Consider the following 24,033-nt stretch of genomic DNA (forward strand, 5'->3'; position numbering starts at 1 on the left):
CGACAAGCGAAGTGTCGTTAATCGAATGCTTCAGTGAAGGTGATGTTACTAATCTGGTACTTCACCTGATAATTCATGATAAATGCTTTTAGTCCTTCAGAGACAGGAAAGACACAATGTACCTCTTTGCCTTGAAGCAGACGGTTATCTGCCATATCCCAGAAGCTTTGTAGTGAGTTACAAATGATCGTTTTCATAAATTGCTCTTAGTTGGTGTACTTAAAAGCAATCCTTGCAGAGTGACAGTGATAGACTGTCGATATGAACCTTCATTCACTTCAATGTGATTTGGTTCAAACAGTAGTCAGTTTGTAACGTAAAATAAAGCTTCTTTTTCAATTTATTCGTCGGTGTAAGTGTCATGAATGAGAAAGCGCCTTTGGTTAGGCTTTCTCTTTCATAAATTGAGTGACAGAACCTTCGAGCGCCTTTGGTAGTTATACAGATTTTGCTTCTCTATCGGCAACTGATTGACACTCATCTCGACAAAACCTTGCTCCCTAAACCAGTGAAGACTATGGGTAGTGAGGACAAAAATCTGCTCAATACTTGCTTGTCGCGCCTCATTACGCATGTGATTTAGTAGCAGCAGCCCGCGGTTACCATCACGATATTCTGGGTGTATCGCCATACACGCCATCTCAGCCATGTGATCATTGTGGTATGGATACAGCGCCGCGCAGCCGATCACTAAACCGTCTTTTTCAACGATGGTGAACTGATGGATCTCGCGTTCGAGTTGCTCTCTAGAGCGCCGGACCAAAACGCCTTGCTCTTCCAGTGGTTGAATGAGGTCCATAATGCCACCGATATCATCTATCTGTGCATGCCTTACTTGCTCCGCGCTCTCCATCACCACTTGCGTCCCAATACCATCAAAAGAGAACAGCTCTTGGATCAGTGCACCATCTTCCTTATAACTCACTAGATGTGAACGAGGTACGCCAGCACGGCAAGCGGTGATCGCCGCTTTTAAGAATCGTGTCGAACCTGTCGAACGGTGTGGGTCTTCAGCAAGGTATTGAGTGAGGTAGTGTTCAGCTTGGGTGGGAAATAGCTCTGCAATCGCATTGCCGTTTTCATCGATGATACCTTGCTCAGAGCAGAGTCCGATTAATTTATCCGCTTTCAGACGTGTTGCGACTTGAGTGGCCACCTCTTCAGAAAGTAGGTTAAAGCTCTCACCAGTGACTGAACTTGCGACAGGGCCGAGAAGGACGATAGAACCTTGGTCTAGCATTCGGTTGATGCCCTCAATATCGATCCGTCGCACCTTTCCACTATGGCAGTAGTCTACACCTTCATCGACACCTAATGGCTGAGCAATCACAAAATTACCACTCACAACGTTGAGCTGGGTGCCTGCCATCGGAGTGTTGTTGAGGCTCAGTGAGAGTTGTGCAGTAATGGCAAGTTGCAACTGCCCTGACGCTTGCATTACTAAACCTAGCGCTTGCTCGTCAGTGACTCGAACCCCTTTGTGATAAGGCGTTTCCATCTCAAAGCCCTGTAAAATCGTATTTATCTGTGGGCGACAGCCATGCACAAGAACAATGCGTACTCCTAGGCTATGGAGTAGAGCAAGATCGCTGATAATATTGGTAAAATTTTTGTCAGCAACAGCTTCACCACCAATCATGAACACCATGGTTTTACCACGGTGAGCGTTAACATACGGCGTTGACTGGCGGAAGCCTTTAACTAGGGCAGTATTACGAATTTTCACTACCACGCTCCTTGTGAATATTTATGTTTTTATTTTGCGTATATATTCTGGATTTCGCAAGTGTTTTCTTGTTTATGGTGCTATGTCATAGATTTAGAGATGGTATGACCTATTTGTGTCAAATCTTTTGCGTATAATTGACGGTCTTATGAGGAAAGAGTGGTACAAAGATGAGTAATGAAAAGGCATCTAAACGCAAGGCGATCGAACGGATATTGATTGCGTTTGCGGTTGTCACTTCGCTGATTGCAGGGGCTTTGTACCTTGACCTATATGGTCGAATGCAAGAGTCAAAATACCCAAAAGAAAAGGTATTTGGAACCTGGGTCGAAATGGAAGTGGCGAATCATGTGCAAGACCGTTTTACATTGAGTGAAGTTGGTGTAATGCGTCGAGGTCGGGTTGTGGCAACAGACTTTGTATTCACTGGTCGCCACCTTGAGTTTAAAGAGGGAGACCGGACAGTGCGCTATCGCATGCTCAATATGGAAGATACTGAGATGATCCTGGATTCAGATGCGCTTTATACCCCCACTTACAGAAACATTGAGCGTTACTCAAACGAACTCAGATAAGGAAATAACATTGAACAAATCTCTCGTTTTTGCTGCATCATTTCTGGCGCTAGCTGGCTGTGCGCAGAGCCCAGATACTGACAGAGCCCAGCAATACGTTGATAGCGAGTTTGGCACAATACTCAATCGCGTTGACCAAATTCAATCAGATAGCCCGCGTGACTATACTAAGTTTGCTGCTCAAGCAGAGCAGGTCGTGGTGAACTCACCGTCAATGGCGAATAATTTTGAGGGGCTTTATCAGCAGCTTAATGATTGGGTCTTGCAGTCTGGTGATCCTACTGAGCTTGCCAGCTATGGTGTTCAAGCTGCGCAATTGGGCGGTGGAGATTCTCAAGGAAATGTACTTTTTACTGGCTACTTTTCTCCGGTGATGGAACTTCGCCATGAAACGAATGATGAGTTTCGATACCCTGTTTATAGCAAGCCAGACTGTGATAATGATTGTCCGACGCGCGCCGAGATTTATGCTGGTGCATTAGAGGGGCAAGGTTTGGAGCTTGGTTATGCCAATAACCAAATCGATCCTTTTATCATGGAAGTGCAGGGTAGTGGATTTGTTCATTTTCAAGATGACGACACACTGGAGTACTTTGCTTACGGCGGTAAAAACAACCGTGCTTATGTGAGTATTGGTCGTGTTCTGATTGAACGCGGTGAAGTGGCGCGTGAGGATATGTCTCTCAAAGCGATCAAAGATTGGGTGTTAGCGAATGAGCCTGATGTCGTGCAAGAGCTACTTGAACAGAACCCTTCCTTTGTTTTCTTTACGCCAAGAGACTCTGCCCCCGTAACGGGGACTGCTGGCATCCCTCTCATGCCGATGGCGTCAGTGGCAGGGGATAGAACCATTCTTCCTATGGGCACACCAATTTTGGCAGAAGTGCCTTTGTTGAAGCCAGATGGCTCATGGAGTGGCGCGCATCAGTTGAGACTGCTCATCGTGTTAGATACGGGTGGAGCGGTGAAGCAAAACCACCTCGACCTCTATCATGGTATGGGTGCGCGCGCAGGCACAGAAGCTGGGCACTACAAGCACTTTGGCCGCGTGTGGAAGCTAGGGTTAGAAAACTCACCAAGCCAATCACCTTGGGCATTGCCACCTGAAAAACCTTAGTGAGAATGCTAGGGTCTAGACATTTGCTAAAAGAGTGCGTATAAATCGCACTCTTTTCTTTTTCTGCTTGTGATAGGAACCGATATGCGCTCTCTCGATGCACCAGCTTCTGACAACTACAATCAACGCTTTGGCGGAACCCGCCGCTTGTACGGTAATAGTGAGGTAGAGATCTTACGTGCTGCACATGTGTGTGTGATTGGTATTGGTGGCGTTGGCTCTTGGGCTGCAGAGGCACTAGCACGTACCGGTATCGGTGAAATTACACTGATTGATATGGACGACGTGTGTGTGACGAACATTAACCGTCAGATCCATGCGATGTCGGGGACGGTTGGTCAGAGTAAAATCGAAGTCATGGCAGAGCGCATCAAATTGATCAACCCAGAGTGTAAAGTCAATCTGATTGACGATTTCATTACGCCTGACAACCAGCATGAGTATTTAACCAAAGAGTACGATTATGTGTTGGATGCGATCGATAGCGTAAAGGCAAAAGCCGCACTACTCGCTTATTGTCGAAGTAACAAAATCAAAGTGATCACTACAGGTGGCGCTGGTGGTCAGGTGGACCCTACGCAGATTAAGGTCGCTGATCTTACAAAGACCATCCAAGACCCGCTAGCAAAGAAAATCAAAGATACACTGCGTCGTCACCATAACTTCCCAACTAACCCACAGCGTAAGTTTGGTATCGAGTGCGTATTTTCCACTGAGCAGCTAAAATATCCACAACCTGATGGCAGCGTATGTGGCGTGAAGTCGACAGCGGAAGGTCCAAAACGTATGGATTGTGCAAGCGGGTTTGGCGCAGCAACGGTCGTCACAGCAAGTTTTGGCTTTGTGGCTGTTGCACGTATTGTCGAAAAACTGATTCAAAAGCACAGCAAGTAAGGTATTGGACATGGTTGATTTTCCTACAAGCCCATTTGGCCCTGACATCACGGCAAAGACGATTGTCGAAACTATGCAGCAGTTTAAAGGCTGGGAAGATCGCTACCGTCAGGTGATACAGTGGGGTAAGAAGCTCCCAACCATGCCTGAAGAGTTAAAGTCAGAGCAAGTCACCGTTGCTGGTTGTGAAAGCCAAGTTTGGCTAGTGAGCCAACAACAAGGCGAACAGTGGCGCTTTTGTGCTGACTCAGACGCACGCATTGTAAGAGGCTTAATCGCATTGGTGTTGGCGGCTTACGATGGTAAAACTTCGCAAGAGATTCAGAGCTTTGATATTGATGCTTACTTCGACCAGTTAGGTCTAATCGCTCACCTGAGCCCATCACGTGGGAATGGTTTGAAGGCGATTGTTGAAGAAATTAAGCAAGCAACAAAAGAGTAAAAAGTACGAGATATCAAGGTGGAAGGGGGAGATTCTTTCACCTTTCACCTTTCACCTTTCACCTTTCACCTTTCACCTTTCACCTTTCACCTGTTTTCGCTAAAGCATATCTACCGCTTTCTCAATAGCAGCAATCAAGCGCCGCACATCCTCTACTGTGTTATAGACCGCAAACGAAATTCTCACCGTACCCTTGACGTTAAGTGCATCCATTAGCGGATGGGCACAATGGTGTCCTGCTCGTACTGCAATGCCCTGTTGATCAAGCAGCGTCGCGATATCTTGGTGGTGGACACCATCCATCACAAACGTAATTACCGATGCGTTTTCTTGGTAGCCAATGACACGGATATCATCGATCTGCTGCAGGGCCTCGAAGGTCAGCTTCTGCAATTGATGAATGTGCTGTTCGACTAATTCAAGGTTTAAGCCTTGGTACCAACTTATGGCTTTAGCAAGTGCTAGGGCTCCCGCAACGTTAGGGGTGCCAGCTTCAAATTTCCCAGGTAGTTGAGAGAAGGTTGTACGCTCGAACGAGACGCGCTCTACCATTTTGCCACCACCGTGCCATGGCGGCATCGCTTCGAGTAGTTCTAGTTTGCCATACAGGACACCGATGCCCGCAGGGGCAAAGAGTTTATGACCAGAGAAAACATAAAAATCAGCATCGAGAGACGTCATGTCGAGTGGCTCATGCACAATACCTTGCGCGCCATCAATCACCACCTTTGCTCCAACTGCGTGGGCTTTTTCAATCATCTCTTCGATAGGCTGTCGTGTCCCCGTCACATTGGTGATCTGCGCGATGGCAACCAACTTAGTGTTGTGGGTTATCTTGCTATCAAATGCTGCCATATCGAGCTGGCAACCTTCCGTTATCGGTACTTTGACTAAAGAAGCTCCGGTTTGCTGTGCAACAATTTGCCAAGGCACAATGTTTGCGTGGTGCTCCATTTCACCGACAAGAATCTCATCGCCAGGCTGCAGAGTGCTTCGAGCATAAGTTTGGGCGATAAGGTTGAGGGCTTCGGTGGCTCCGCGAGTCCAGATGATCTCCTTGCTTTGAGCACCAATAAATTTGGCAACGGTCTCGCGGGCTGCCTCAAATTGGCTGGTGGCATGCGCAGTTAAACTGTGGCTGCCACGATGCACATTGGCATTTTGCTGTGAGTAGTAGTGACTGATCACATCAATCACACACTGCGGCTTTTGTGTGGTTGCTGCGCTGTCGAGATAAATCAGCGGTTGCTGATTTACCGTCTGTTGTAAGGCCGGAAACTGCTCACGAATGGTAGTGATATCAAGCATCCGCTTCACCCAGTTTGTGATAGTGCAAGTTAGGCACTGGCACCATTGGCTCTGCGACTGTCCAAGCGTGTGCTTTACCCGATAGGTGGATGATGATCTCCATTGCGAATTCCAGCGCAGTACCTGGGCCTTGGCTGGTCATCACATTGTGGTTTACATCATAAGTCACACGCTTTACTCGCCAGTTTTTTTCCGGGATGTGTGACTGGAAGCTTGGATGACAGGTCATCAACGCTTCTGGGTATAAATTGTGGTGTTGTAGAACGAGCGCTGGTGCAGCACAAATCGCTGCAACAAGCTTGCCCTCATACATCTGCTGACGCACGATTTCTACTAATACGGTGCTGTCACGAAAAACTTCTGAGCCGCCAACGCCGCCTGGAAGAATGACGGCATCGAATTCATCATCCGCAATATCGACCAGGGAACATTCAGCGGTGAGGGTAATGCCTCTTGAGCCTCTCATCGTCAGTGCACCATCAAAATCAGCGGTTGCTGTGACCACATCATATCCAGCGCGGATCATCATATCGATGATGGTAATGGCTTCCATCTCTTCGGTACCAGGGGCGATAGGGACGAGAACTTTTTTGCTCATGGGTTACTCTCTTGCTCTAATTTTGTTCAAAGGTCTTTTCTAGACGCTGAATATCTTTATATAGCGCCTGATTATACGGTAACTCTAGCTGATGTGCTCGGGCACGAGCGAGTAAATACCCAGTGATATAGTCAATTTCACTGCGTCTCTGGTGTGAGATGTCTTGCTGCATAGACGATAAGTTGTTGGCGGTTAGGCGAACAACATCATCGACCTTGCTTTGCAGCGTGTTGAGCTCAATCGCGATCCCCTCTGCCTCCATCACTTGATGCACTTCCTCTACCACGCACACGAGCTGTGGATGGTACTCTTTTTGCGCTAGCTCTCCATTACGTACTGAGTATTTTGCCGTTAACGGGTTGATAGCACAGTTAATTGCGAGCTTGTTCCAAAGGGCTTGTTCGATGTTGTCGCACCATAGAGCCTCGGGGAGTGCGTGATTAAAGACGTCTTGTAAGAAAGCACATTGCTTGCCTGCAGTATTTATTCCCCCAAAATGGGTGAAGCCTGTGCCAGTGTGTTCGAAATGGCTGGAAGAGATACGCAGTGCTCCGTGAGTCGTGGTAGCAAGAACAAGTGGGTTATTCGGCAATACGTCTTGTAGCCAATCGGCTGTCCCCATACCGTTGTGCATCAACATGACAATACAGTCGTGGTCGATATTATCGAGCAGTGGCGTGAGTGCATCTTCAACTTGCCAGGCCTTGACGGTGACTAACAGAAGGTCGGCTTCTTGTAGCGCGGGTAGTTGATTATATGGCAGTCGCAGTGGCGCTTGAGCATCTAATTGAATCGTTTTATGCGACAGGTTTTCACGTCCCCATAGGGAAACTCTGTGCCCATGCGTTGAAAGATGATGTGCCCATAAACAGCCGATGGCACCGGGGCCGACAATAGTAATATTCACAGCAAGAGAGAGGTAAAGGATTTGCTGGTAAGGATAATTAAGCGGGGATGGAATGCAATAAAAATGGCGCTCGATGAGCGCCATTTTTGCAATCTATAACTTCAAGTTGGATTAGAACTTGTAAGTTGCAGCGATGTAGTGAGCTACGCCGGAAGATTTGAAGTCGCTAGAATCTTTGATACCGTACACATCGTTGTATGCTTTCAAACCGTAACCTAGAGAGTAACGATCTGAGTGCCAGTAGATACCGTTGTACATAGCACCGCCGTGAGACGCTGAAGCGTACTCATCTTTCATGCCAAATTGGTAATCAATGTAACCTTGGTAAGAGATGAACGTACCGTTGTCTAGGAAGTAGAATGGTTTGAACCAGTTTGTAGAAATCTGGAAACCGTTCCAATCTTTAACGTCCATATCGTAAACGCCGTATAGGTTAAGACCGATTTTGCCTAACCAAGGAACCATTACGTCAGAGCCTAGACCCCATTTTTGAAGACCGTCAGACCAGTTGCCACCGAAGAAGTTCATTTCTGAAGCGATGTAAAGCTCTTGAACAGGGCCAAAAGAAAGGTCGTAACCTGTTGCAGCGTCCAGAGACATGCGTGGCGCAAACTTCATGAACATTTTGTCTTCGCCAGCTTTATCGCTAGAAGAGTCACCTGTTAGGTTGAATACATCAACGTAACCGTAAAGGTCGAAAATTCCCGAACGACCGCCAAATTCCATTTCTAGGTAGTCGTGGCTTGATTCGCCTGGTAGCTCATCAAAAGCGTACATTAGGTTGAATTGCATCCACTTGTAATCATTTTCGTGAATACCGTTTGAGTAATCAGCAGCAGTTGCAGAAGCAGATGCAGCTAGTACACCAAGAGCTAAAAGTGTCTTTTTCATAAGGGAACTCTCTATACCATTTCGCTAGTTTGACGCGTATCCATGCGTGTCACATATCCAAGTGCGGAGAATGATAACGATATAAATCTCAATTTGAAGTGATCAGTGATGAAAATTTCAATAAAAATAGTGATCGCGATCACAAATTTAAACGTTTGCGCGGAACTTTCGGAAAAGTTAAACAAACGTTTGCCTATTCGTTTGCGCGAATTGCTCATTTTTATGTGATGGCTATCACGCTAGGGTTTTCTAAATTTCATTTATTTCCTGATCTTCCCAAAAAACCTCTCGTAGCAAATCAGTGACCAAAGAGAGAGGTTCTAATTTATGTCAGACATCATGCTTTTTCCGTTGCGATCAGTCGTGTTTCCACATGGGAAGCTCAAACTGCGCATTTTTGAACCACGCTATTTACGCATGGTGACGGAGTGCTTTCGCAATAACCAAGGATTTGGCATGTGTTTGATTAATGATGAGGGCGCGCCGCCTCCTCGAAATGTGTCGACTCATGGAACATACGTCAACATTGTTGACTTCGAAGAACTTGAGGATGGCATGCTGGGCATCACCGTTGTGGGTGATAGAACGTTTGAGACACTGCAGATATCCACCGATGTCGATGGATTGAGAAGAGCGAACGTGAACTGGCTGCCTCCTTGGCCCACTGCTGAGATTGACGCGGAGTTTGAATACGTGAGTGCCCATTTGCGCTCGGTGTATGAGAATTTTCCGCAAATCTCTGAGCTATACGACTCATGCCATTTTGACGACGCCGTTTGGGTCGCTCAAAGATGGCTTGAACTATTGCCACTCAAAGTAAGCCATTTTGACTTTCTGTCCGTGCAAGCGAACAGTGATGAGGCTCTAGTGTTCTTGTCGCATGCGATTGAGGCCCCGAAGTCACATTAGAGGAAAAAATAATGAACAAACTTACACTGGCCACCCTAATGGCAACCAGCGTGGCCCTCATCGGGTGTGATGACGACGATAATGTGGCTGCTATTGCAGCCGATACCCCACAATCTTCACTACAGGCGGTTCACGCTTCAGCAGACGCTCCTCGAGCTAACGTTTGGCTTAACGACGCGGCAGCACTGACTGATGTCGACTACGCCACCGCTTCAGGCTTTCTACCCGTTAACGCCGGCATGAACGCAGTACAAGTGGACGTGCAATTGCCTGGTGGTAATGTCACTACAGTCGTGCCTCGTACTGAGCTAGATTTTTCAGCAGACACGAACTATACAGTCATGGTTGTGGGAGACGCGAGCGGAGCGAACAACCCAGTAGAGCCTCTTATTGTAACTCGACCTGCAACAGGCTCAGCGGACTCTGAAACCTTGGATGTGCAGATCGTCCATGCAGCATCCGGAGTCGGTGACGTTAATGTTTATGTGACAGGTCCTAGTGCGACGATTGCGGATTCCGCACCAATCGCGACGTTAGGGTACAAAGATTTCACTGGCGTGGTAAATGTCGCAGAGGGCAGCTACCGAGTAAGGCTTGAGACCGTAGACGGCAGTATCATCGCTTTTGACTCCGGAACGGTGAATCTCGCTGCAGGAGCAGAGCTTACTGTCGCTGCTGTGATAAACCCTGATTCGTCAGAATCAGCGTCTCCGGTCAAGCTGATGGTGATGGACGGCACTAATACCGCCATCATCCACGACATGTCAGACCCTGCAGAGGTTCGCGTCGGCCACCTAGTTGATGGAGCGCCAGCCGTAGATATTAGCTTGAACGGCTCTCCGGTTGATGCATTGCAAGGCGTACCGTTTAAAACCGTGTCTGGTTATTTAGATCTAGCTGCTAGTGATTACGATATTGATGTGTTTGCAACCGGTACAACTAGCTCGCTTATTGACGTAGATGGTTTATCACTAGCTGGCGGTGGCGACTACAGTGTATTTGCTGTGTTGACAACCGCATCCCCACTGGCTATTGAGCCGCTAGTTATCGCTGACAAACGCCGCTCAGTGGCGACAAGCGCTATACTTAACGTCGTCCATGCCGCTGCAAATCCTGTTGCACAATCTGTTGATGTGTACTTGACTGCAAATGCCTCGATTGAAGGAAGTGATCCAGCACTCAGCAACTTTACGTACAAAAGTGATGTAATGGGGATCTATGTTGCAGATGGCGATTACTTTCTGACTATCACAGTTGCTGGGCAACCGAGTGTGGTCGCTATCGATGCTATTCCTGTGTCATTTAGCGACGGTGTAGTGTATTCGGCGATTGCAATCGATGATGCCAGCGGTAGTGGGTTCAGTGTGTTGCTATCAGATATAACTGACTAGTATGGATGAGGTGGGTGCGTCCCACCTCAACAACAAAGGAAAGAGTATGGTGGGAAGTAACAGTCAAAGTTTTACTCGTCAGGAGTGGACTGAGCTAATGAGTCGGGTGAAAGATCGCGATAAAGAGGCATTCGCTACGATATTTAGTCACTTCGCCCCAAGGTTAAAACAGTTTACGTACAAACATATGGGTCAAGAGCAAATTGCACTGGAGATGGTTCAGGAAACAATGACCATAGTGTGGCAAAAAGCGCATCTGTTTGATGGCTCAAAGAGCTCATTATCTACCTGGGTCTATACAGTGGCGAGAAACCTGTGTTTCGATTCACTGCGCAAGCACAAAGGTCGGGCGTCTCATATCAGTACGGAAGATATTTGGCCTGCAGACTATTGCCCACCCGATCTCGTCGAACACTACGCGCCCGAGCACGAGATGCTCAAGGAGCAGGTGGTGAAGTATTTAGATAAATTGCCTGAGGCGCAAAGAACGGTAGTACAAGCCGTCTATTTGGAAGAACTTCCTCAGCAACAAGTCGCGGATATGCTCAATATTCCGCTGGGTACTGTGAAATCGCGCTTACGGTTAGCAGTAGAAAAATTAAGAGTATCAATTGAGGCAGACCAATTATGAACATTCATCCTTCAAAACAGCAGCTACTAGACTACTGCGAAGGTGCCTTGAACGACGTGGACGGATTCACGATTGCGCTTCATCTTGAGCAGTGCAGTGAGTGTAAGCGTTTGGTGTCGGAGCTTGAGCACAGTTGCGCAGATAGCGTATTCAACGCCGAACTCGTAAATGATTCATCACTGAACATCGATGAAGGTTTCCAAAATATGCTGGCCACTATTACGGATTTGGAGCCTACAGGGGCATTGGCGTTCGTTGCGCCCATGCGTCACAATGCGACCGTGACTACGCCCAATGGTAAGACGTTTCAACTTCCACCTCCATTGAGCCGCCACGCAGAACGCATAAGTGATTGGAAAAATTATGGCGGTAAAGTCTACAGTGCATCGATTGAACTAGATACACAGGCGCGGGTTAATCTGCTTTACATTAATGAGGATGCGCAAGTGCCTCAACACACTCACAAAGGGGAAGAAACAACGGTCATTCTGCATGGTGGGTTTAGTGACGAAGATGGTCATTACCACGTGGGGGACTATCTGGTAAGAGATGCTTCTCACAAGCACGCTCCGTTTACTCAGAAAGGCGAAGATTGTTTGTGTTTAACAGTGCTGACTGAGCCGATGATATTCACTCAAGGTGTGGCGAGAATATTCAACTTGTTCGGCAAAGGGATGTATCCATAGAGACATCTACCAAGGTGTTTTAAACAGTGAGAGAGGTGATTGATCACCTCTCTTTTTTTTTGTGGCGCTTAGTCAGTGTGTTGCTGAGAACGTTGGATAATATCCTTGAAGTAATGGCGCAGCGAATAGAGCATGATCAGGCTTGGTATAACCATCAGCGCTGTGATGATAAAGAAAATAGACCAATCGTTGAGCCAGTCTGCCAACTCGCCGCTGAATGAGGCAAGGGTGGTTCGACCCAAATTACCCAGTGAAGCGAGCAGAGCATATTGCGTTGCAGAGAAGGCCTGTCCCGTTAATACCGTTAAGAAAGAAACAAAAGCCACCGTTGAAAATGCGGTGGTGAAGTTGTCAACGAAGATCGTTGCTAAGAATAGCGTTTCGCTTGGCCCGACTTTCGCAATCCACGCAAACATCAGATTACTCGCAGACATAGCGATGCCACCGATCATTAACCCACGGACAATACCGAAACGTACATTAAACATGCTGCCGACGAGAGTAAACAGCATCGTTGCTCCCCAACCGATGAGTTTAGAGTAGTAACCTATCTGTTCGTTGGTAAAACCGACTTCCTTGTAGAAGGTGATAGACATGCGCCCCAAGAAGGCTTCACCAATCTTAAACAGGAACACAAACAGCAATAACGTGACGGCAACTCTGACACCATTGCGTTTAAAGAAGTCGATAAAGGGTTCTATTAACGTCACACTCAACCAACTCACCAGTTTTGACTGGACGACTTGGTTGTGTCTTTGCTCAGCCTCAGCTTGGAGCGCATCACGGTTGGTTATCGGCTCGCCAACAAAGAGTGTGAACATCATAAGGATGACAATGATCACTGCCATGCCATAGTAAACACCATTCCACCCCATTGCGTCAGCATTCATAAAGGCAAGGTATCCAGGTAGCGAGTACCCCGTCCACCAACCAATCACTGCCATTGCAGAAGCTTGTGGCAGTTTGGAAGACTCTGTTTTAGGAAAGGTATCAATCCGAAACGCATCTATCGCAATATCTTGCGTCGCTGATGCAATGGCAATGGCCAATGCGAGCATTGAAGTGAACATGAGGTTTTCAGCAGGGTTAACCCCAGCAATGAAAAGCGTTGCCACCAGAACAAAGCTTTGACAGAGTAAGATCCAACTGCGCCGTTGCCCTAACCGGCGATGCAATAATGGCAGCTTGACTCGGTCAACCAGAGGGGCCCAAAGAAAGTTAATCGCATAGACCACAAAAACACTGCCAAAGTAACCAATGGCTGAGCGTGTTAAACCGGCATCAGTTAACCAGCCTGACATGTTTGAGCCGATCAAGACCCAAGGAAAACCACTTGAGCAACCTAGCATAAAGACCCACAACAGACGTCGGTCAAGGTAGCTCTTTAGCGTGTCACCCCAAGAAGGTGATGAAGTATTTAGGGACATGTTCTTCCTTGAGGTGGATAGGAAAGGGGTTGAATCACACAGGGAGGTAAACTCCCTGTGTACTATGCAGAGGTTAATCTAGACGTGAAACATTCGTAATAACAACGGTTTCTGCTGGTACGTCTTGCATGCGTCCCGAGCGCTTAGTAGGGATTTGACCAATCTTAACGATAGTTTCAAAGCCTTCTGTCACTTGACCAAAAACGGCGTAACCATCAGAGCGGCTACTCGCATTTAGAAAATCATTGTTAGCGTAGTTAATAAAGAACTGGCGCGTAGCAGAGTGCGGGTCGTTAGTACGAGCCATCGCAATCGTTGCTGTGTCGTTCTTCAAGCCATTGCTTGCTTCATTTTTTATAGGAGCATAGGTGGGAATCTGCTGCATCTCTTCATTGAAGCCGCCACCTTGAGCCATAAAACCTGGGATCACGCGATGAAAGATAGTGCCTTTGTAGCTACCATCATCCACATAGCGAAGGAAGTTCTCCACAGTAATCGGAGCTTTTTCTTCATTGAGCTCTAGAACAAAGTTGCCGTGGCTGGTTTCAAACTGCACTTTTGGGCCAGCAAAAACAACACCACTAATCAGTGCTGAGCATAGAAGTAATAGTTTTTTCATTAGAAGCGATCCTTCATGTAGTTTTGCAGCTCTTTATCTTTAGAAATTTCAACCAGGACAAGGTCAGTGACGTCGTTGAGTACGGTTTGAACATCTTCTTTCTTAGCGCTGAATGAGCCAGTTTTTTGTGCTGTGCCGGTGTAGGTTTTAACCATTTTTCCAGTTGGAGTTTCAATGGTCAATACGAGTGTGACATGGGCATTCATTTCATTACTCATCATGGTTTGAGTAACGTTAACTAGTGCTTCTTGAATATCCAGTTCGATGGCGTTGTCACTGCTTACAGAATTACGGAAGCCTTGTGAAGCAAACTGGTCAGCGATAGCGTTTTCAAGAGTGATGCGCAGGTTTTGGCGCGCGTGAATAGGCTCGATGTTTGAGCGCCCGCTATCAAGCAGGGCTACATACTGCGCTGAACGCGAGTCACGACTAGTGAGAGTGTAGCTTTTGCCAGAAACGATATCGCTGTTACTCAATACAGATTTTGGCATGAAATCTATCTGCTCTTGCTGCGGCGCAGCACATGCCGTAAGGAGTGCGACAGAGGCGGCGAGAATCAGTTTTTTCATGGTGAGTTCCTTTTACTTTGTAGCTTCTAAAATCACAAATTTATTGTTGCTGGCGACGGTTCTTATTTGCTCTTTGGTGAACAGTCTAGATAACTTGTTATGGTAGCCGAGGTGGCGATTACCAATGACTAATAGTTTCCCTTCTTTATCAAGAACATGCTTTGCATCACAGAACATCTGCCAAGCAATATGATCCGTCACGGCTTGTTGCTGATGAAAAGGAGGATTACATACGATGAAGTCAGCACTTGCTGCTTGGAATCCATCTAGACAGTTGTTCGCGACTCCTTGATGCTCAAGCGCAATGCTGTTTCGCGTCATGTTTTGCATCGCAGATTCAACAGCCATGAAACTTTCATCAACACAAGTTAATGAAATATTGGGATTTAACTGAGCCAGACGCACAGACAATACACCATTTCCGCAGCCTAAATCTATCACTCTTGAGTGCCCGAGATTGTCAGGTAAATGTTTGAGAATAAAGCGCGCACCCAAATCAAGGCTTTCACCTGAGTAAACATTGGCAAGGTTGCTCAGCTGAATGTCGTACTCATCGACAGACCAATCACAGCTATTTTCAGCAACGCTGGAGAGCGTCTGATCAACCGAAGAGAAGACCAAACGGTGTTTTTTCCATGCTAGGGATGTCTTGGTTTCGCCGAGGAAGCGTTCAAATAGCTTGAGAGTAGAGCTATGGATCTCTTTTGCTTTATTGACCGCGATAACCGGTGTACCGCTGGGCAGTTGCGTTCTCAGCTGACTGAGTTGCCAAGTCAACATGCGATTGCTTTTTGGCAATTGCATCAGCACCAAATCTACATCTTTTGGGACCGAATCGGTACTTTTTAACATTGCAGGCAGAGGCTTGTGATTGCGGTCTAAGTTCGCCTGAATTGCGCTAGTGGCGATAAAAGAATCTGTCATAGTAGAGACATGACATTGATCACTTAAAAAGCATGATAATGCCCCGAAAGAGTCATTTAAAATCAGTACCTTTTTATGTCTAATGAGCTCGTTTTCGACTAAGTGATTGATCAGATACTCATCACCAGCATCCCACGCTTGTAGCGTTTCATTAGAGCGGGTAGGGTATCGAAGTAGTGTCAAGGTTTGATCGTGCAGTGAAAGCTCAGTTTTCATTATTGATAATTTTGCCATTTTTCGTTGTTTCTATTGTCTCAAATGTTGTCAGAGCAAGAAACCAAAACCTTTTGTACTAAAATTAAAGTTCGCTATTTAGTGGTAAATGGCTCAGTACACAAACAATCAAATATTGAAATACTGTTCACAGTATAGCAGCAGGGTAGTGTCATTATGATTCAAGAAAAAATTGAAACCAAACTGCATAGCGCGTTCGATCCCAGTCATTTACAGGTGATTGATGAGAGTTACATGCACAGTGTTCCAGTGGGGTCGGAGAGTCACTTTAAAGTGATAATCGTCACGAAAGAGTTTGAGGGGCAGCGATTGATTGCTCGCCACAGAATGGTGAATCAGGTCCTTTCTGAAGAGCTTGCGAATGAGATACATGCTCTCGCAATGCACACCTACACCGAAGATGAGTGGCGTAAAGAGCAAGGGTTCGCTCCCGATAGCCCGATGTGTATGGGAGGCAGTAAAAAGCAGCAAATGAGCGGCTAATGAAAGAGAACGGGTGTCTATTCGAGAAAATAAAATAGACGAATAACCTTATGTGTTTGTGAAATGTTAATGAAATTTATTTCAAAATATTAATACACCTTTACCTTTCTTAAACCGCTTCTGGTCATGCTTTGTGCGTTCGCTCAAAAATATGAGTTTTGTTTGACATAAACACCCTGCTAATTCGAATTTTCTCTGAGTTACAGGGTGTTTGGTCATGGAATTTTTTCAACAATAAATGCTACAATAACCGACCTTGTAGGTCTCAGTGAATTTATGTAGCGAGACTATTAATAGGATGTTGCGATTCTGGATGCAGGAGCAAGCCAGAACCGGACACTGATGTCGTGTCTTAAATTACGCAATTAAAAGAATCTTTTTCCCGATAAAGTAGTGCAAGTGCGTATGATTACAATAAAGAAGGGACTGGATCTTCCGATCGCGGGAGCTCCATCTCAGGTGATTAGTGATGGTAAAGCCATCAACAAAGTCGCCTTGCTTGGCGAAGAGTACGTGGGTATGCGTCCAACGATGCATGTCCGCGTAGGCGACGAAGTAAAGAAAGGCCAAATTCTTTTTGAAGATAAGAAGAATCCAGGCGTGAAATTTACTTCGCCAGCAAGCGGTAAAGTGATCGAGGTTAACCGTGGCGCGAAGCGTGTACTTCAATCTGTTGTGATTGAAGTTGCAGGTGAAGAGCAGGTAACGTTCGACAAGTTTGAAGCAGGCCAATTGGCTGGTTTGGATCGTGTAGCGATTGAAACTCAGTTGGTTGAATCTGGTCTTTGGACAGCTTTACGTACTCGACCGTTCAGCAAGGTTCCAGCCCTAGGCTCAACAACCCAGGCTATCTTCGTAACAGCAATGGATACTAATCCTCTTGCTGCCGAGCCTGAATTAATTATCAATGAACAGCCTGAAGCATTTGTTGCTGGTCTTGATATTCTTTCTGCTCTAACAGATGGCAAGGTATACGTGTGCAAGAAAGGCACGAGTCTACCTCGCTCAGCTCAGTCTAATGTAGAAGAGCATGTTTTCTCAGGACCGCACCCAGCAGGTCTTGTGGGCACACACATGCATTTCCTATACCCTGTCAATGTAGCCAACGTGGCGTGGAACATTGGTTACCAAGACGTTATCGCCTTCGGTAAGCTATTCCTAACGGGTGAACTCTACACTGACCGCGTTATCTCTGTAGCAGGCCCTGTTGTGAACAATCCTCGTTTAGTTCGTACAACTCTAGGAGCAAGCCTAGAAAATGTCACTGATAACGAGTTGATGCCAGGTGAAGTACGCGTGATTTCAGGCTCCGTACTAACAGGTACTCATGCGACAGGTCCTCATGCTTACCTTGGTCGTTATCACAACCAAATCTCTGTATTGCGCGAAGGTCGTGATAAGGAGCTATTTGGCTGGGCGATGCCAGGTAAGAACAAGTTCTCTGTAACTCGCTCTTTCCTTGGTCACCTATTTAAAGGTCAGTTGTTCAACATGACAACAACGACTAACGGTAGTGACCGTGCGATGGTTCCAATTGGCAACTACGAACGCGTAATGCCATTAGATATGGAACCGACACTGCTGCTTCGCGATCTATGTGCAGGTGATAACGACAGTGCTCAAGCACTGGGTGCACTTGAACTGGATGAAGAAGATCTAGCGTTGTGTACCTTTGTATGTCCAGGCAAATACGAATACGGTCAACTGCTTCGTGAATGTCTAGACACGATTGAGAAGGAAGGGTAATCCTCATGGCTCTTAAGAAGTTTCTTGAAGACATCGAGCATCATTTTGAACCAGGCGGCAAACACGAAAAATGGTTTGCACTTTATGAAGCGGCGGCAACGCTGTTTTACACACCTGGTCTTGTCACTAAAAAGAGCTCGCACGTACGTGATAGCGTTGACCTAAAACGCATCATGATCATGGTTTGGTTCGCCGTATTCCCAGCAATGTTCTGGGGTATGTACAACGCGGGTGGTCAAGCAATCGCTGCTTTGAATCACTTGTACGTTGGCGAACAGCTTAACGAGGTAATTGCAGGCAACTGGCATTACTGGCTAACCGAAATGCTGGGCGGGACACTCACCGCTGAGGCCGGTTGGGCGAGTAAGATGCTACTAGGTGCAACCTACTTCCTACCAATCTACGCTACGGTGTTTATCGTGGGTGGTTTCTGGGAAGTGTTGTTCTGTATGGTTCGTAAACACGAAGTGAACGAAGGCTTCTTTGTTACCTCTATCTTGTTTGCTCTCATCGTTCCACCAACGCTACCTCTATGGCAAGCAGCACTAGGTATCACCTTTGGTGTTGTTGTTGCGAAAGAGATTTTCGGTGGTACAGGCCGTAACTTCCTCAACCCAGCTCTGGCTGGTCGTGCTTTCCTATTCTTTGCTTACCCAGGTCAAATCTCGGGTGACGTCGTATGGACTGCAGCGGATGGCTTCTCGGGTGCGACAGCACTGAGCCAGTGGGCGCAAGGCGGCAACGGTGAGCTGATGAACACAGTGACTGGCGCACCGATCACTTGGATGGATGCGTTCATTGGTAACATCCCTGGTTCTATTGGTGAAGTATCAACGTTGGCATTGATTATCGGTGCTGCAATGATTGTCTACATGCGTATTGCATCGTGGCGCATTATTGCGGGCGTTATGATCGGTATGATTGCGGTATCCACGCTGTTTAACGTGATCGGCTCTGATACTAACCCTATGTTCAGCATGCCATGGCATTGGCACCTAGTTCTAGGTGGTTTCGCATTCGGTATGTTCTTTATGGCAACTGACCCAGTGTCGGCCTCATTTACTAACTCAGGTAAATGGTGGTACGGCATCTTGATTGGTGCAATGTGTGTCATGATTCGTGTTGTTAACCCAGCGTACCCTGAAGGTATGATGCTGGCGATTCTATTCGCGAACCTGTTTGCACCATTGTTCGACCACGTTGTAATCGAGAAGAACATCAAACGGAGACTAGCGCGCTATGGCAAGTAATAACGATAGCATTAAAAAGACGCTGGGCGTTGTTGTTGGACTTAGCTTAGTTTGTTCAATCATCGTATCAGCGGCAGCAGTGGGCCTGCGCAGTAAGCAACAAGCAAACGCTGTGCTAGATAAGCAGAGCAAGATTGTTGAAGTTGCAGGCATCTCAGCGGAAGGTTCAGTTCCTGAACTTTTCGCCGAGTACATCGAACCTCGCTTGGTTAACTTTGATACGGGTGAGTACGTAGAGGGTGATGCACAGGCATATGACCAGCGTAAAGCGGCAAAAGACCCTGAAACGTCTATTCGTCTAAGCTCAGACCAAGATGATGCTAAAATCCTTCGTCGCGCGAATACTGGTGTTGTTTACCTAGTGAAGTCAGAAGATGGCTTCTCTAAGGTGATTCTACCTGTCCACGGCAATGGTCTTTGGTCAATGATGTACGCATTTGTTGCAGTTGAAAGTGACGGCAACACAGTGTCGGGTATTACTTACTACGAGCAGGGCGAAACTCCTGGACTTGGTGGCGAAGTAGAAAACCCAGCATGGCGTGCTCAGTTCGTGGGTAAAAAGCTCTTTGATGAGAACCACAAACCAGCGATCCAAGTCGTGAAGGGTGGTGCACCTGCTGGCTCTGAACACGGTGTTGATGGCCTATCTGGCGCAACACTAACTGGTAACGGTGTTCAGGGTACTTTCGACTTCTGGTTAGGTGATCTGGGCTTTGGTCCTTTCCTTACCTCAGTTCGTGATGGAGGCTTGAACTAATGTCAGCAACCAAAGACATGAAACAGAACCTAGTCTCGCCAATCGTGGATAACAACCCGATTGCGCTTCAGGTTCTTGGTGTATGTTCTGCTTTGGCAGTAACGACCAAGCTTGAAACAGCATTTGTTATGACACTGGCGGTAATCTTCGTTACTGCACTGTCGAACTTCTCTGTTTCACTAATCCGTAACCACATTCCAAACAGTGTACGTATCATCGTGCAAATGGCGATCATCGCCTCTTTGGTAATCGTGGTAGACCAGGTGTTGAAAGCCTACCTGTACGATATCTCTAAACAGCTATCTGTATTCGTTGGCCTCATCATCACTAACTGTATCGTAATGGGCCGAGCTGAGGCGTATGCGATGAAGTCTGCGCCACTGCCTTCTCTTATTGACGGTATTGGCAACGGTCTAGGTTACGGTTTTGTACTCATCACAGTCGGCTTCTTCCGTGAACTATTCGGTTCAGGCAAACTATTCGGTATGGAAGTACTGCCACTTGTGAGTAATGGTGGTTGGTATCAACCAAACGGTATGATGCTACTCGCACCATCCGCTTTCTTCTTGATCGGTTTCATGATCTGGGCGATTCGTACGTTCAGACCTGAGCAAGTAGAAGCGAAGGAGTAAGGACGTTATGGAACATTACATTAGCTTATTAGTTAAATCGATTTTCATCGAAAACTTGGCTCTCTCTTTCTTCCTAGGTATGTGTACATTCCTAGCGGTATCTAAGAAAGTTAAAACGTCATTTGGTCTTGGTGTTGCGGTTGTTGTTGTATTGACGATCGCGGTTCCAGTGAACAACCTACTTTACAACTTAGTGCTAAAAGAAAATGCCTTGGTTGCTGGTATTGACCTGAGCTTCTTGAACTTTATCACCTTCATCGGTGTTATTGCGGCTTTGGTTCAAATCCTGGAGATGGTTTTAGACCGCTTCTTCCCACCACTATACAACGCGCTAGGTATCTTCCTGCCTTTAATCACGGTTAACTGTGCGATCTTCGGTGGTGTTTCTTTCATGGTTCAACGTGACTACAACTTTGCTGAGTCTGTTGTTTACGGCTTTGGTTCTGGTATCGGTTGGATGCTAGCAATCGTTGCACTAGCGGGTATCCGTGAGAAGATGAAGTACTCTGATGTACCTCCTGGTCTACGTGGTCTTGGTATTACGTTCATCAGTGTTGGTCTTATGGCGTTAGGCTTTATGTCTTTCTCCGGTGTTCAACTGTAAATCGGGTAAACCGTAGCGATTAAGGAATAATCAATGAATACTATTATTCTTGGTGTAGTGATGTTTACTCTGATTGTACTGGCATTAGTACTAGTGATTTTGTTCGCTAAGTCTAAGCTGGTACCGACAGGTGACATTACGATCTCTGTGAACGATGACCCTTCACTGGCTATCGTGACACAACCAGGTGGTAAGCTATTGAGTGCATTGGCTGGCGCTGGTGTATTCGTATCTTCCGCTTGTGGTGGTGGTGGCTCTTGTGGTCAGTGCCGCGTTAAAGTGAAATCAGGTGGTGGTGACATTCTACCGACCGAGCTTGACCATATTACAAAGGGTGAAGCGCGTGAAGGTGAGCGTCTAGCATGTCAGGTTGCAATGAAAACTGACATGGATATCGAGCTCCCTGAAGAAATCTTTGGTGTTAAAAAGTGGGAATGTTCGGTTATCTCAAATGATAACAAGGCGACATTCATTAAAGAGCTTAAACTTCAGATTCCTGATGGTGAATCAGTGCCTTTCCGCGCTGGTGGTTACATTCAGATTGAAGCACCAGCTCACCATGTGAAATACGCTGACTTCGATGTTCCTGAAGAATACCGTGAAGACTGGGATAAGTTTAACTTGTTCCGTTACGAATCTAAGGTGAACGAAGAGACAATCCGTGCATACTCAATGGCTAACTACCCAGAAGAGCACGGCATTATCATGCTGAACGTACGTATTGCGACTCCGCCGCCAAATAACCCAGATGTACCACCAGGCATCATGTCATCATTTATTTGGTCTCTAAAAGAGGGCGATAAGTGTACAATTTCTGGTCCGTTCGGTGAGTTCTTCGCGAAAGATACGGATGCTGAAATGGTCTTCGTTGGTGGTGGTGCGGGTATGGCGCCAATGCGCTCGCATATCTTCGACCAGCTTAAGCGTTTGAAGTCTAAGCGTAAGATGTCTTTCTGGTACGGTGCTCGTTCTAGGCGTGAGATGTTCTACGTAGAAGATTTTGATGGCCTACAGGCTGAAAATGATAACTTCGTATGGCACTGTGCTCTGTCTGACCCAATGCCAGAAGATAACTGGGATGGTTATACCGGCTTCATCCACAACGTGCTTTACGATAACTACCTACGTGATCACGAAGCGCCGGAAGACTGTGAATACTACATGTGTGGTCCACCAATGATGAACGCAGCTGTTATCGGCATGCTGAAAGATCTAGGTGTAGAAGAAGAGAACATTCTTCTTGATGACTTTGGTGGCTAATTTCACCAAGCACATGGGTTGGTGAAATTATTTGCTAACACGTTGATATTAATGGCTGACTCTTAGAGTCAGCCATTGTTTTTCTTAGGATAAAAGTCCTTACATTAATTAGTGTTTATAGCCGAGACTAACCAAGCATCCGCTATAAATATTTGGAAAATAGGAGTAAGCAAGTGAGAGTATTACTTGTTGCATTCGCGTCATTACTTGCCTTAGTTGGATGTGAACAGTCACGTCAGCAGGTGCATTTGAGTGGCCCTACGATGGGAACGAGCTATAACATTAAATACATTAGCCAAGATGGTTTGCCTTCATCTGATGTGGTTCAGGCCGAGGTTGATCGCTTACTCGAAGAGGTCAATGATCAAATGTCGACCTACCGCCCTGACTCTGAGTTGAGCCTGTTTAATCAATCGACCGACCTTGAACCTTTTGAGGTGTCACCACAAACTGCATTGGTGGTGAAAGAAGCGATTCGCCTGAACGGTCTTACTCAAGGTGCACTCGATGTCACCGTTGGGCCTTTGGTTAATCTCTGGGGGTTTGGTCCTGAAGCCCGTAGAGATAAAGTCCCAAGTGAAGAAAAACTGGCTGCCCGCAAAGCAATGACGGGCATAGAGCACCTGTCGACAGAAGGTAACTTTATTCGCAAAGACATTCCTGATCTTTACGTTGACCTATCGACCATAGCAAAAGGCTGGGGTGTCGATGTGCTCGCTGAGTATCTTAATGAGTTGGGGGTTGCAGATTACATGGTGGAAGTTGGCGGTGAAATGCGCCTCAAAGGCCTTAACCGTGAGAGTATTCCATGGCGAATTGCAATTGAAAAACCCACTGCAGAAGAGCGTTCGATTCAAGAAATTATTGAGCCTGGTGACATGGCGGTGGCAACATCGGGAGATTACCGTAACTACTTTGAACGTAATGGCGTAAGGTATTCACACATTATCGACCCGCAAACGGGTATGCCCATCAACAATCGCGTAGTATCCGTGACGGTTATCCACCCATCTTCAATGACAGCAGACGGTCTAGCGACTGGCTTGATGGTGATGGGAGAAGAAGCGGGTATGGCAGTTGCTGAGCTGGAAAATATTCCGGCAATGATGATAATTAAGACAGACGAAGGGTTTGTAGAGCGAGTGTCCAGCGCTTACAAGTCTTATCAAAACTAGAGGTAACCATGAGTACATTTCTAATTACATTCGGTGTTTTTTTGGCTGTGATAGCTGCAATGGCAGTGGGTTACATTTTTCAAAAGAAAGTCGTGAAAGGCAGCTGTGGCGGCTTGGGTGCGGTTGGCATCGATAAGGTTTGTAACTGTCCAGAGCCATGTGATGCACGTAAAAAACGTGAGGCACGCGAAGCAGCTCGCGCTGAAAAGCTAGCCGCTTGGGATAAAGACCGTATTGCTTAATCTCGTTTTATGAGCGTTAGATAGTGAAAGGCAGTG

At 46.6% G+C, this 24,033-nt stretch carries 27 protein-coding genes; 17 read left to right on the forward strand and 10 right to left on the reverse strand.

All coding sequences use genetic code 11. The features are described from left to right. Positions 1–17 precede the first annotated feature (17 nt). Positions 18–197, reverse strand: coding sequence for a hypothetical protein (locus tag GT360_RS03435; RefSeq protein WP_164647520.1), 180 nt, complete (start codon positions 195–197; stop codon positions 18–20). A gap of 200 nt (positions 198–397) precedes the next feature. Next, positions 398–1,726 (reverse strand): amino-acid N-acetyltransferase, encoded by a 1,329-nt coding sequence (gene argA, locus GT360_RS03440; protein ID WP_164647521.1) that lies wholly within the window; start codon positions 1,724–1,726, stop codon positions 398–400. 170 nt (positions 1,727–1,896) lie between these two features. On the opposite strand from argA, the gene GT360_RS03445 reads away from it, so the two are divergent. From GT360_RS03445 to csdE, 4 genes are all read left to right on the forward strand, one after another. Further along, positions 1,897–2,301: a DUF2850 domain-containing protein gene (locus tag GT360_RS03445; RefSeq protein ID WP_164647522.1), complete on the forward strand. Its 405-nt coding sequence runs from the start codon at positions 1,897–1,899 to the stop codon at positions 2,299–2,301. Between the two features lie 10 nt (positions 2,302–2,311). Further along, positions 2,312–3,418: a murein transglycosylase A gene (mltA, locus tag GT360_RS03450; RefSeq protein WP_239502576.1), complete on the forward strand. Its 1,107-nt coding sequence runs from the start codon at positions 2,312–2,314 to the stop codon at positions 3,416–3,418. A gap of 84 nt (positions 3,419–3,502) precedes the next feature. Beyond that, positions 3,503–4,312 carry a tRNA cyclic N6-threonylcarbamoyladenosine(37) synthase TcdA gene (gene tcdA, locus GT360_RS03455; protein ID WP_164647524.1) on the forward strand — a complete coding sequence of 270 codons (810 nt, stop codon included), beginning with the start codon at positions 3,503–3,505 and terminating at the stop codon, positions 4,310–4,312. Between the two features lie 10 nt (positions 4,313–4,322). Then, on the forward strand, positions 4,323–4,754 hold the full coding sequence (gene csdE, locus GT360_RS03460) for a cysteine desulfurase sulfur acceptor subunit CsdE (RefSeq protein ID WP_164647525.1): 432 nt from the start codon (positions 4,323–4,325) through the stop codon (positions 4,752–4,754). Between the two features lie 99 nt (positions 4,755–4,853). On the opposite strand, the gene csdA is transcribed toward csdE, so the two are convergent. The 4 genes from csdA to GT360_RS03480 all read right to left on the reverse strand — a co-directional run bounded on the left by csdA (position 4,854) and on the right by GT360_RS03480 (position 8,458). Next, a complete protein-coding gene (gene csdA / locus GT360_RS03465) occupies positions 4,854–6,062 on the reverse strand; it encodes a cysteine desulfurase CsdA (protein ID WP_164647526.1) in 1,209 nt (402 codons plus the stop codon). Further along, positions 6,055–6,660 carry a DJ-1 family glyoxalase III gene (locus GT360_RS03470; RefSeq protein ID WP_164647527.1) on the reverse strand — a complete coding sequence of 202 codons (606 nt, stop codon included), beginning with the start codon at positions 6,658–6,660 and terminating at the stop codon, positions 6,055–6,057. The genes csdA and GT360_RS03470 overlap by 8 nt, the downstream gene beginning before the upstream one ends. 16 nt (positions 6,661–6,676) lie before the next feature. After that, positions 6,677–7,567: a 2-dehydropantoate 2-reductase gene (gene panE / locus GT360_RS03475; protein ID WP_164649559.1), complete on the reverse strand. Its 891-nt coding sequence runs from the start codon at positions 7,565–7,567 to the stop codon at positions 6,677–6,679. Between the two features lie 111 nt (positions 7,568–7,678). Beyond that, positions 7,679–8,458: a nucleoside-specific channel-forming Tsx family protein gene (locus GT360_RS03480; RefSeq protein WP_164647528.1), complete on the reverse strand. Its 780-nt coding sequence runs from the start codon at positions 8,456–8,458 to the stop codon at positions 7,679–7,681. A gap of 327 nt (positions 8,459–8,785) precedes the next feature. On the opposite strand from GT360_RS03480, the gene GT360_RS03485 reads away from it, so the two are divergent. Genes GT360_RS03485 through GT360_RS03500 form a run of 4 tightly spaced genes read left to right on the forward strand, consistent with a single transcriptional unit; the run spans position 8,786 to position 12,075 of the window. Continuing rightward, complete coding sequence (locus GT360_RS03485; RefSeq protein ID WP_204274544.1) at positions 8,786–9,367, forward strand: LON peptidase substrate-binding domain-containing protein; 582 nt, start codon at positions 8,786–8,788, stop codon at positions 9,365–9,367. A gap of 11 nt (positions 9,368–9,378) precedes the next feature. Then, positions 9,379–10,758, forward strand: coding sequence for a DUF4397 domain-containing protein (locus GT360_RS03490; protein ID WP_164647529.1), 1,380 nt, complete (start codon positions 9,379–9,381; stop codon positions 10,756–10,758). A gap of 46 nt (positions 10,759–10,804) precedes the next feature. Next, positions 10,805–11,389 (forward strand): sigma-70 family RNA polymerase sigma factor, encoded by a 585-nt coding sequence (locus GT360_RS03495; RefSeq protein ID WP_164647530.1) that lies wholly within the window; start codon positions 10,805–10,807, stop codon positions 11,387–11,389. Next, positions 11,386–12,075, forward strand: a complete 690-nt coding sequence (locus GT360_RS03500; protein ID WP_164647531.1) for a ChrR family anti-sigma-E factor — start codon at positions 11,386–11,388, stop codon at positions 12,073–12,075. The genes GT360_RS03495 and GT360_RS03500 overlap by 4 nt, the downstream gene beginning before the upstream one ends. A gap of 68 nt (positions 12,076–12,143) precedes the next feature. On the opposite strand, the gene GT360_RS03505 is transcribed toward GT360_RS03500, so the two are convergent. The 4 genes from GT360_RS03505 to GT360_RS03520 all read right to left on the reverse strand — a co-directional run bounded on the left by GT360_RS03505 (position 12,144) and on the right by GT360_RS03520 (position 15,830). After that, complete coding sequence (locus GT360_RS03505) at positions 12,144–13,502, reverse strand: AmpG family muropeptide MFS transporter (RefSeq protein ID WP_164647532.1); 1,359 nt, start codon at positions 13,500–13,502, stop codon at positions 12,144–12,146. A gap of 73 nt (positions 13,503–13,575) precedes the next feature. Then, a complete protein-coding gene (locus GT360_RS03510; RefSeq protein WP_164647533.1) occupies positions 13,576–14,121 on the reverse strand; it encodes a peptidylprolyl isomerase in 546 nt (181 codons plus the stop codon). Next, entirely contained in the window at positions 14,121–14,690 is a 570-nt protein-coding gene (locus GT360_RS03515; RefSeq protein WP_164647534.1) for a YajG family lipoprotein, read from the reverse strand. The genes GT360_RS03510 and GT360_RS03515 overlap by 1 nt, the downstream gene beginning before the upstream one ends. A gap of 12 nt (positions 14,691–14,702) precedes the next feature. Further along, a complete protein-coding gene (locus GT360_RS03520; protein ID WP_164649561.1) occupies positions 14,703–15,830 on the reverse strand; it encodes a methyltransferase in 1,128 nt (375 codons plus the stop codon). A 174-nt stretch (positions 15,831–16,004) separates the two neighbouring features. Between GT360_RS03520 and bolA the strand changes: the two genes are divergently transcribed. The 9 genes from bolA to nqrM all read left to right on the forward strand — a co-directional run bounded on the left by bolA (position 16,005) and on the right by nqrM (position 23,997). Next, entirely contained in the window at positions 16,005–16,331 is a 327-nt protein-coding gene (gene bolA, locus GT360_RS03525; RefSeq protein WP_164647535.1) for a transcriptional regulator BolA, read from the forward strand. 405 nt (positions 16,332–16,736) lie between these two features. Then, complete coding sequence (locus GT360_RS03530; protein ID WP_164649562.1) at positions 16,737–18,077, forward strand: Na(+)-translocating NADH-quinone reductase subunit A; 1,341 nt, start codon at positions 16,737–16,739, stop codon at positions 18,075–18,077. Between the two features lie 5 nt (positions 18,078–18,082). After that, entirely contained in the window at positions 18,083–19,327 is a 1,245-nt protein-coding gene (locus GT360_RS03535; RefSeq protein ID WP_164647536.1) for an NADH:ubiquinone reductase (Na(+)-transporting) subunit B, read from the forward strand. Then, positions 19,317–20,084 (forward strand): Na(+)-translocating NADH-quinone reductase subunit C, encoded by a 768-nt coding sequence (locus tag GT360_RS03540; RefSeq protein ID WP_164647537.1) that lies wholly within the window; start codon positions 19,317–19,319, stop codon positions 20,082–20,084. Before GT360_RS03535 ends, GT360_RS03540 begins: the two co-directional genes overlap by 11 nt. Next, entirely contained in the window at positions 20,084–20,716 is a 633-nt protein-coding gene (locus tag GT360_RS03545) for an NADH:ubiquinone reductase (Na(+)-transporting) subunit D (protein ID WP_164647538.1), read from the forward strand. Before GT360_RS03540 ends, GT360_RS03545 begins: the two co-directional genes overlap by 1 nt. Before the next feature lie 7 nt (positions 20,717–20,723). Beyond that, on the forward strand, positions 20,724–21,320 hold the full coding sequence (gene nqrE / locus GT360_RS03550) for an NADH:ubiquinone reductase (Na(+)-transporting) subunit E (RefSeq protein ID WP_164647539.1): 597 nt from the start codon (positions 20,724–20,726) through the stop codon (positions 21,318–21,320). A gap of 33 nt (positions 21,321–21,353) precedes the next feature. After that, positions 21,354–22,580, forward strand: coding sequence for an NADH:ubiquinone reductase (Na(+)-transporting) subunit F (gene nqrF / locus GT360_RS03555; RefSeq protein WP_164647540.1), 1,227 nt, complete (start codon positions 21,354–21,356; stop codon positions 22,578–22,580). Positions 22,581–22,753: 173 nt separating this feature from the next. Continuing rightward, positions 22,754–23,755 carry an FAD:protein FMN transferase gene (locus tag GT360_RS03560; protein WP_164647541.1) on the forward strand — a complete coding sequence of 334 codons (1,002 nt, stop codon included), beginning with the start codon at positions 22,754–22,756 and terminating at the stop codon, positions 23,753–23,755. 8 nt (positions 23,756–23,763) lie between these two features. Beyond that, positions 23,764–23,997 carry a (Na+)-NQR maturation NqrM gene (gene nqrM, locus GT360_RS03565; RefSeq protein WP_164647542.1) on the forward strand — a complete coding sequence of 78 codons (234 nt, stop codon included), beginning with the start codon at positions 23,764–23,766 and terminating at the stop codon, positions 23,995–23,997. The last annotated feature ends 36 nt before the right edge of the window (positions 23,998–24,033 follow it).

It is taken from the genome of Vibrio astriarenae (assembly GCF_010587385.1).
Taxonomy (GTDB): domain Bacteria; phylum Pseudomonadota; class Gammaproteobacteria; order Enterobacterales; family Vibrionaceae; genus Vibrio; species Vibrio astriarenae.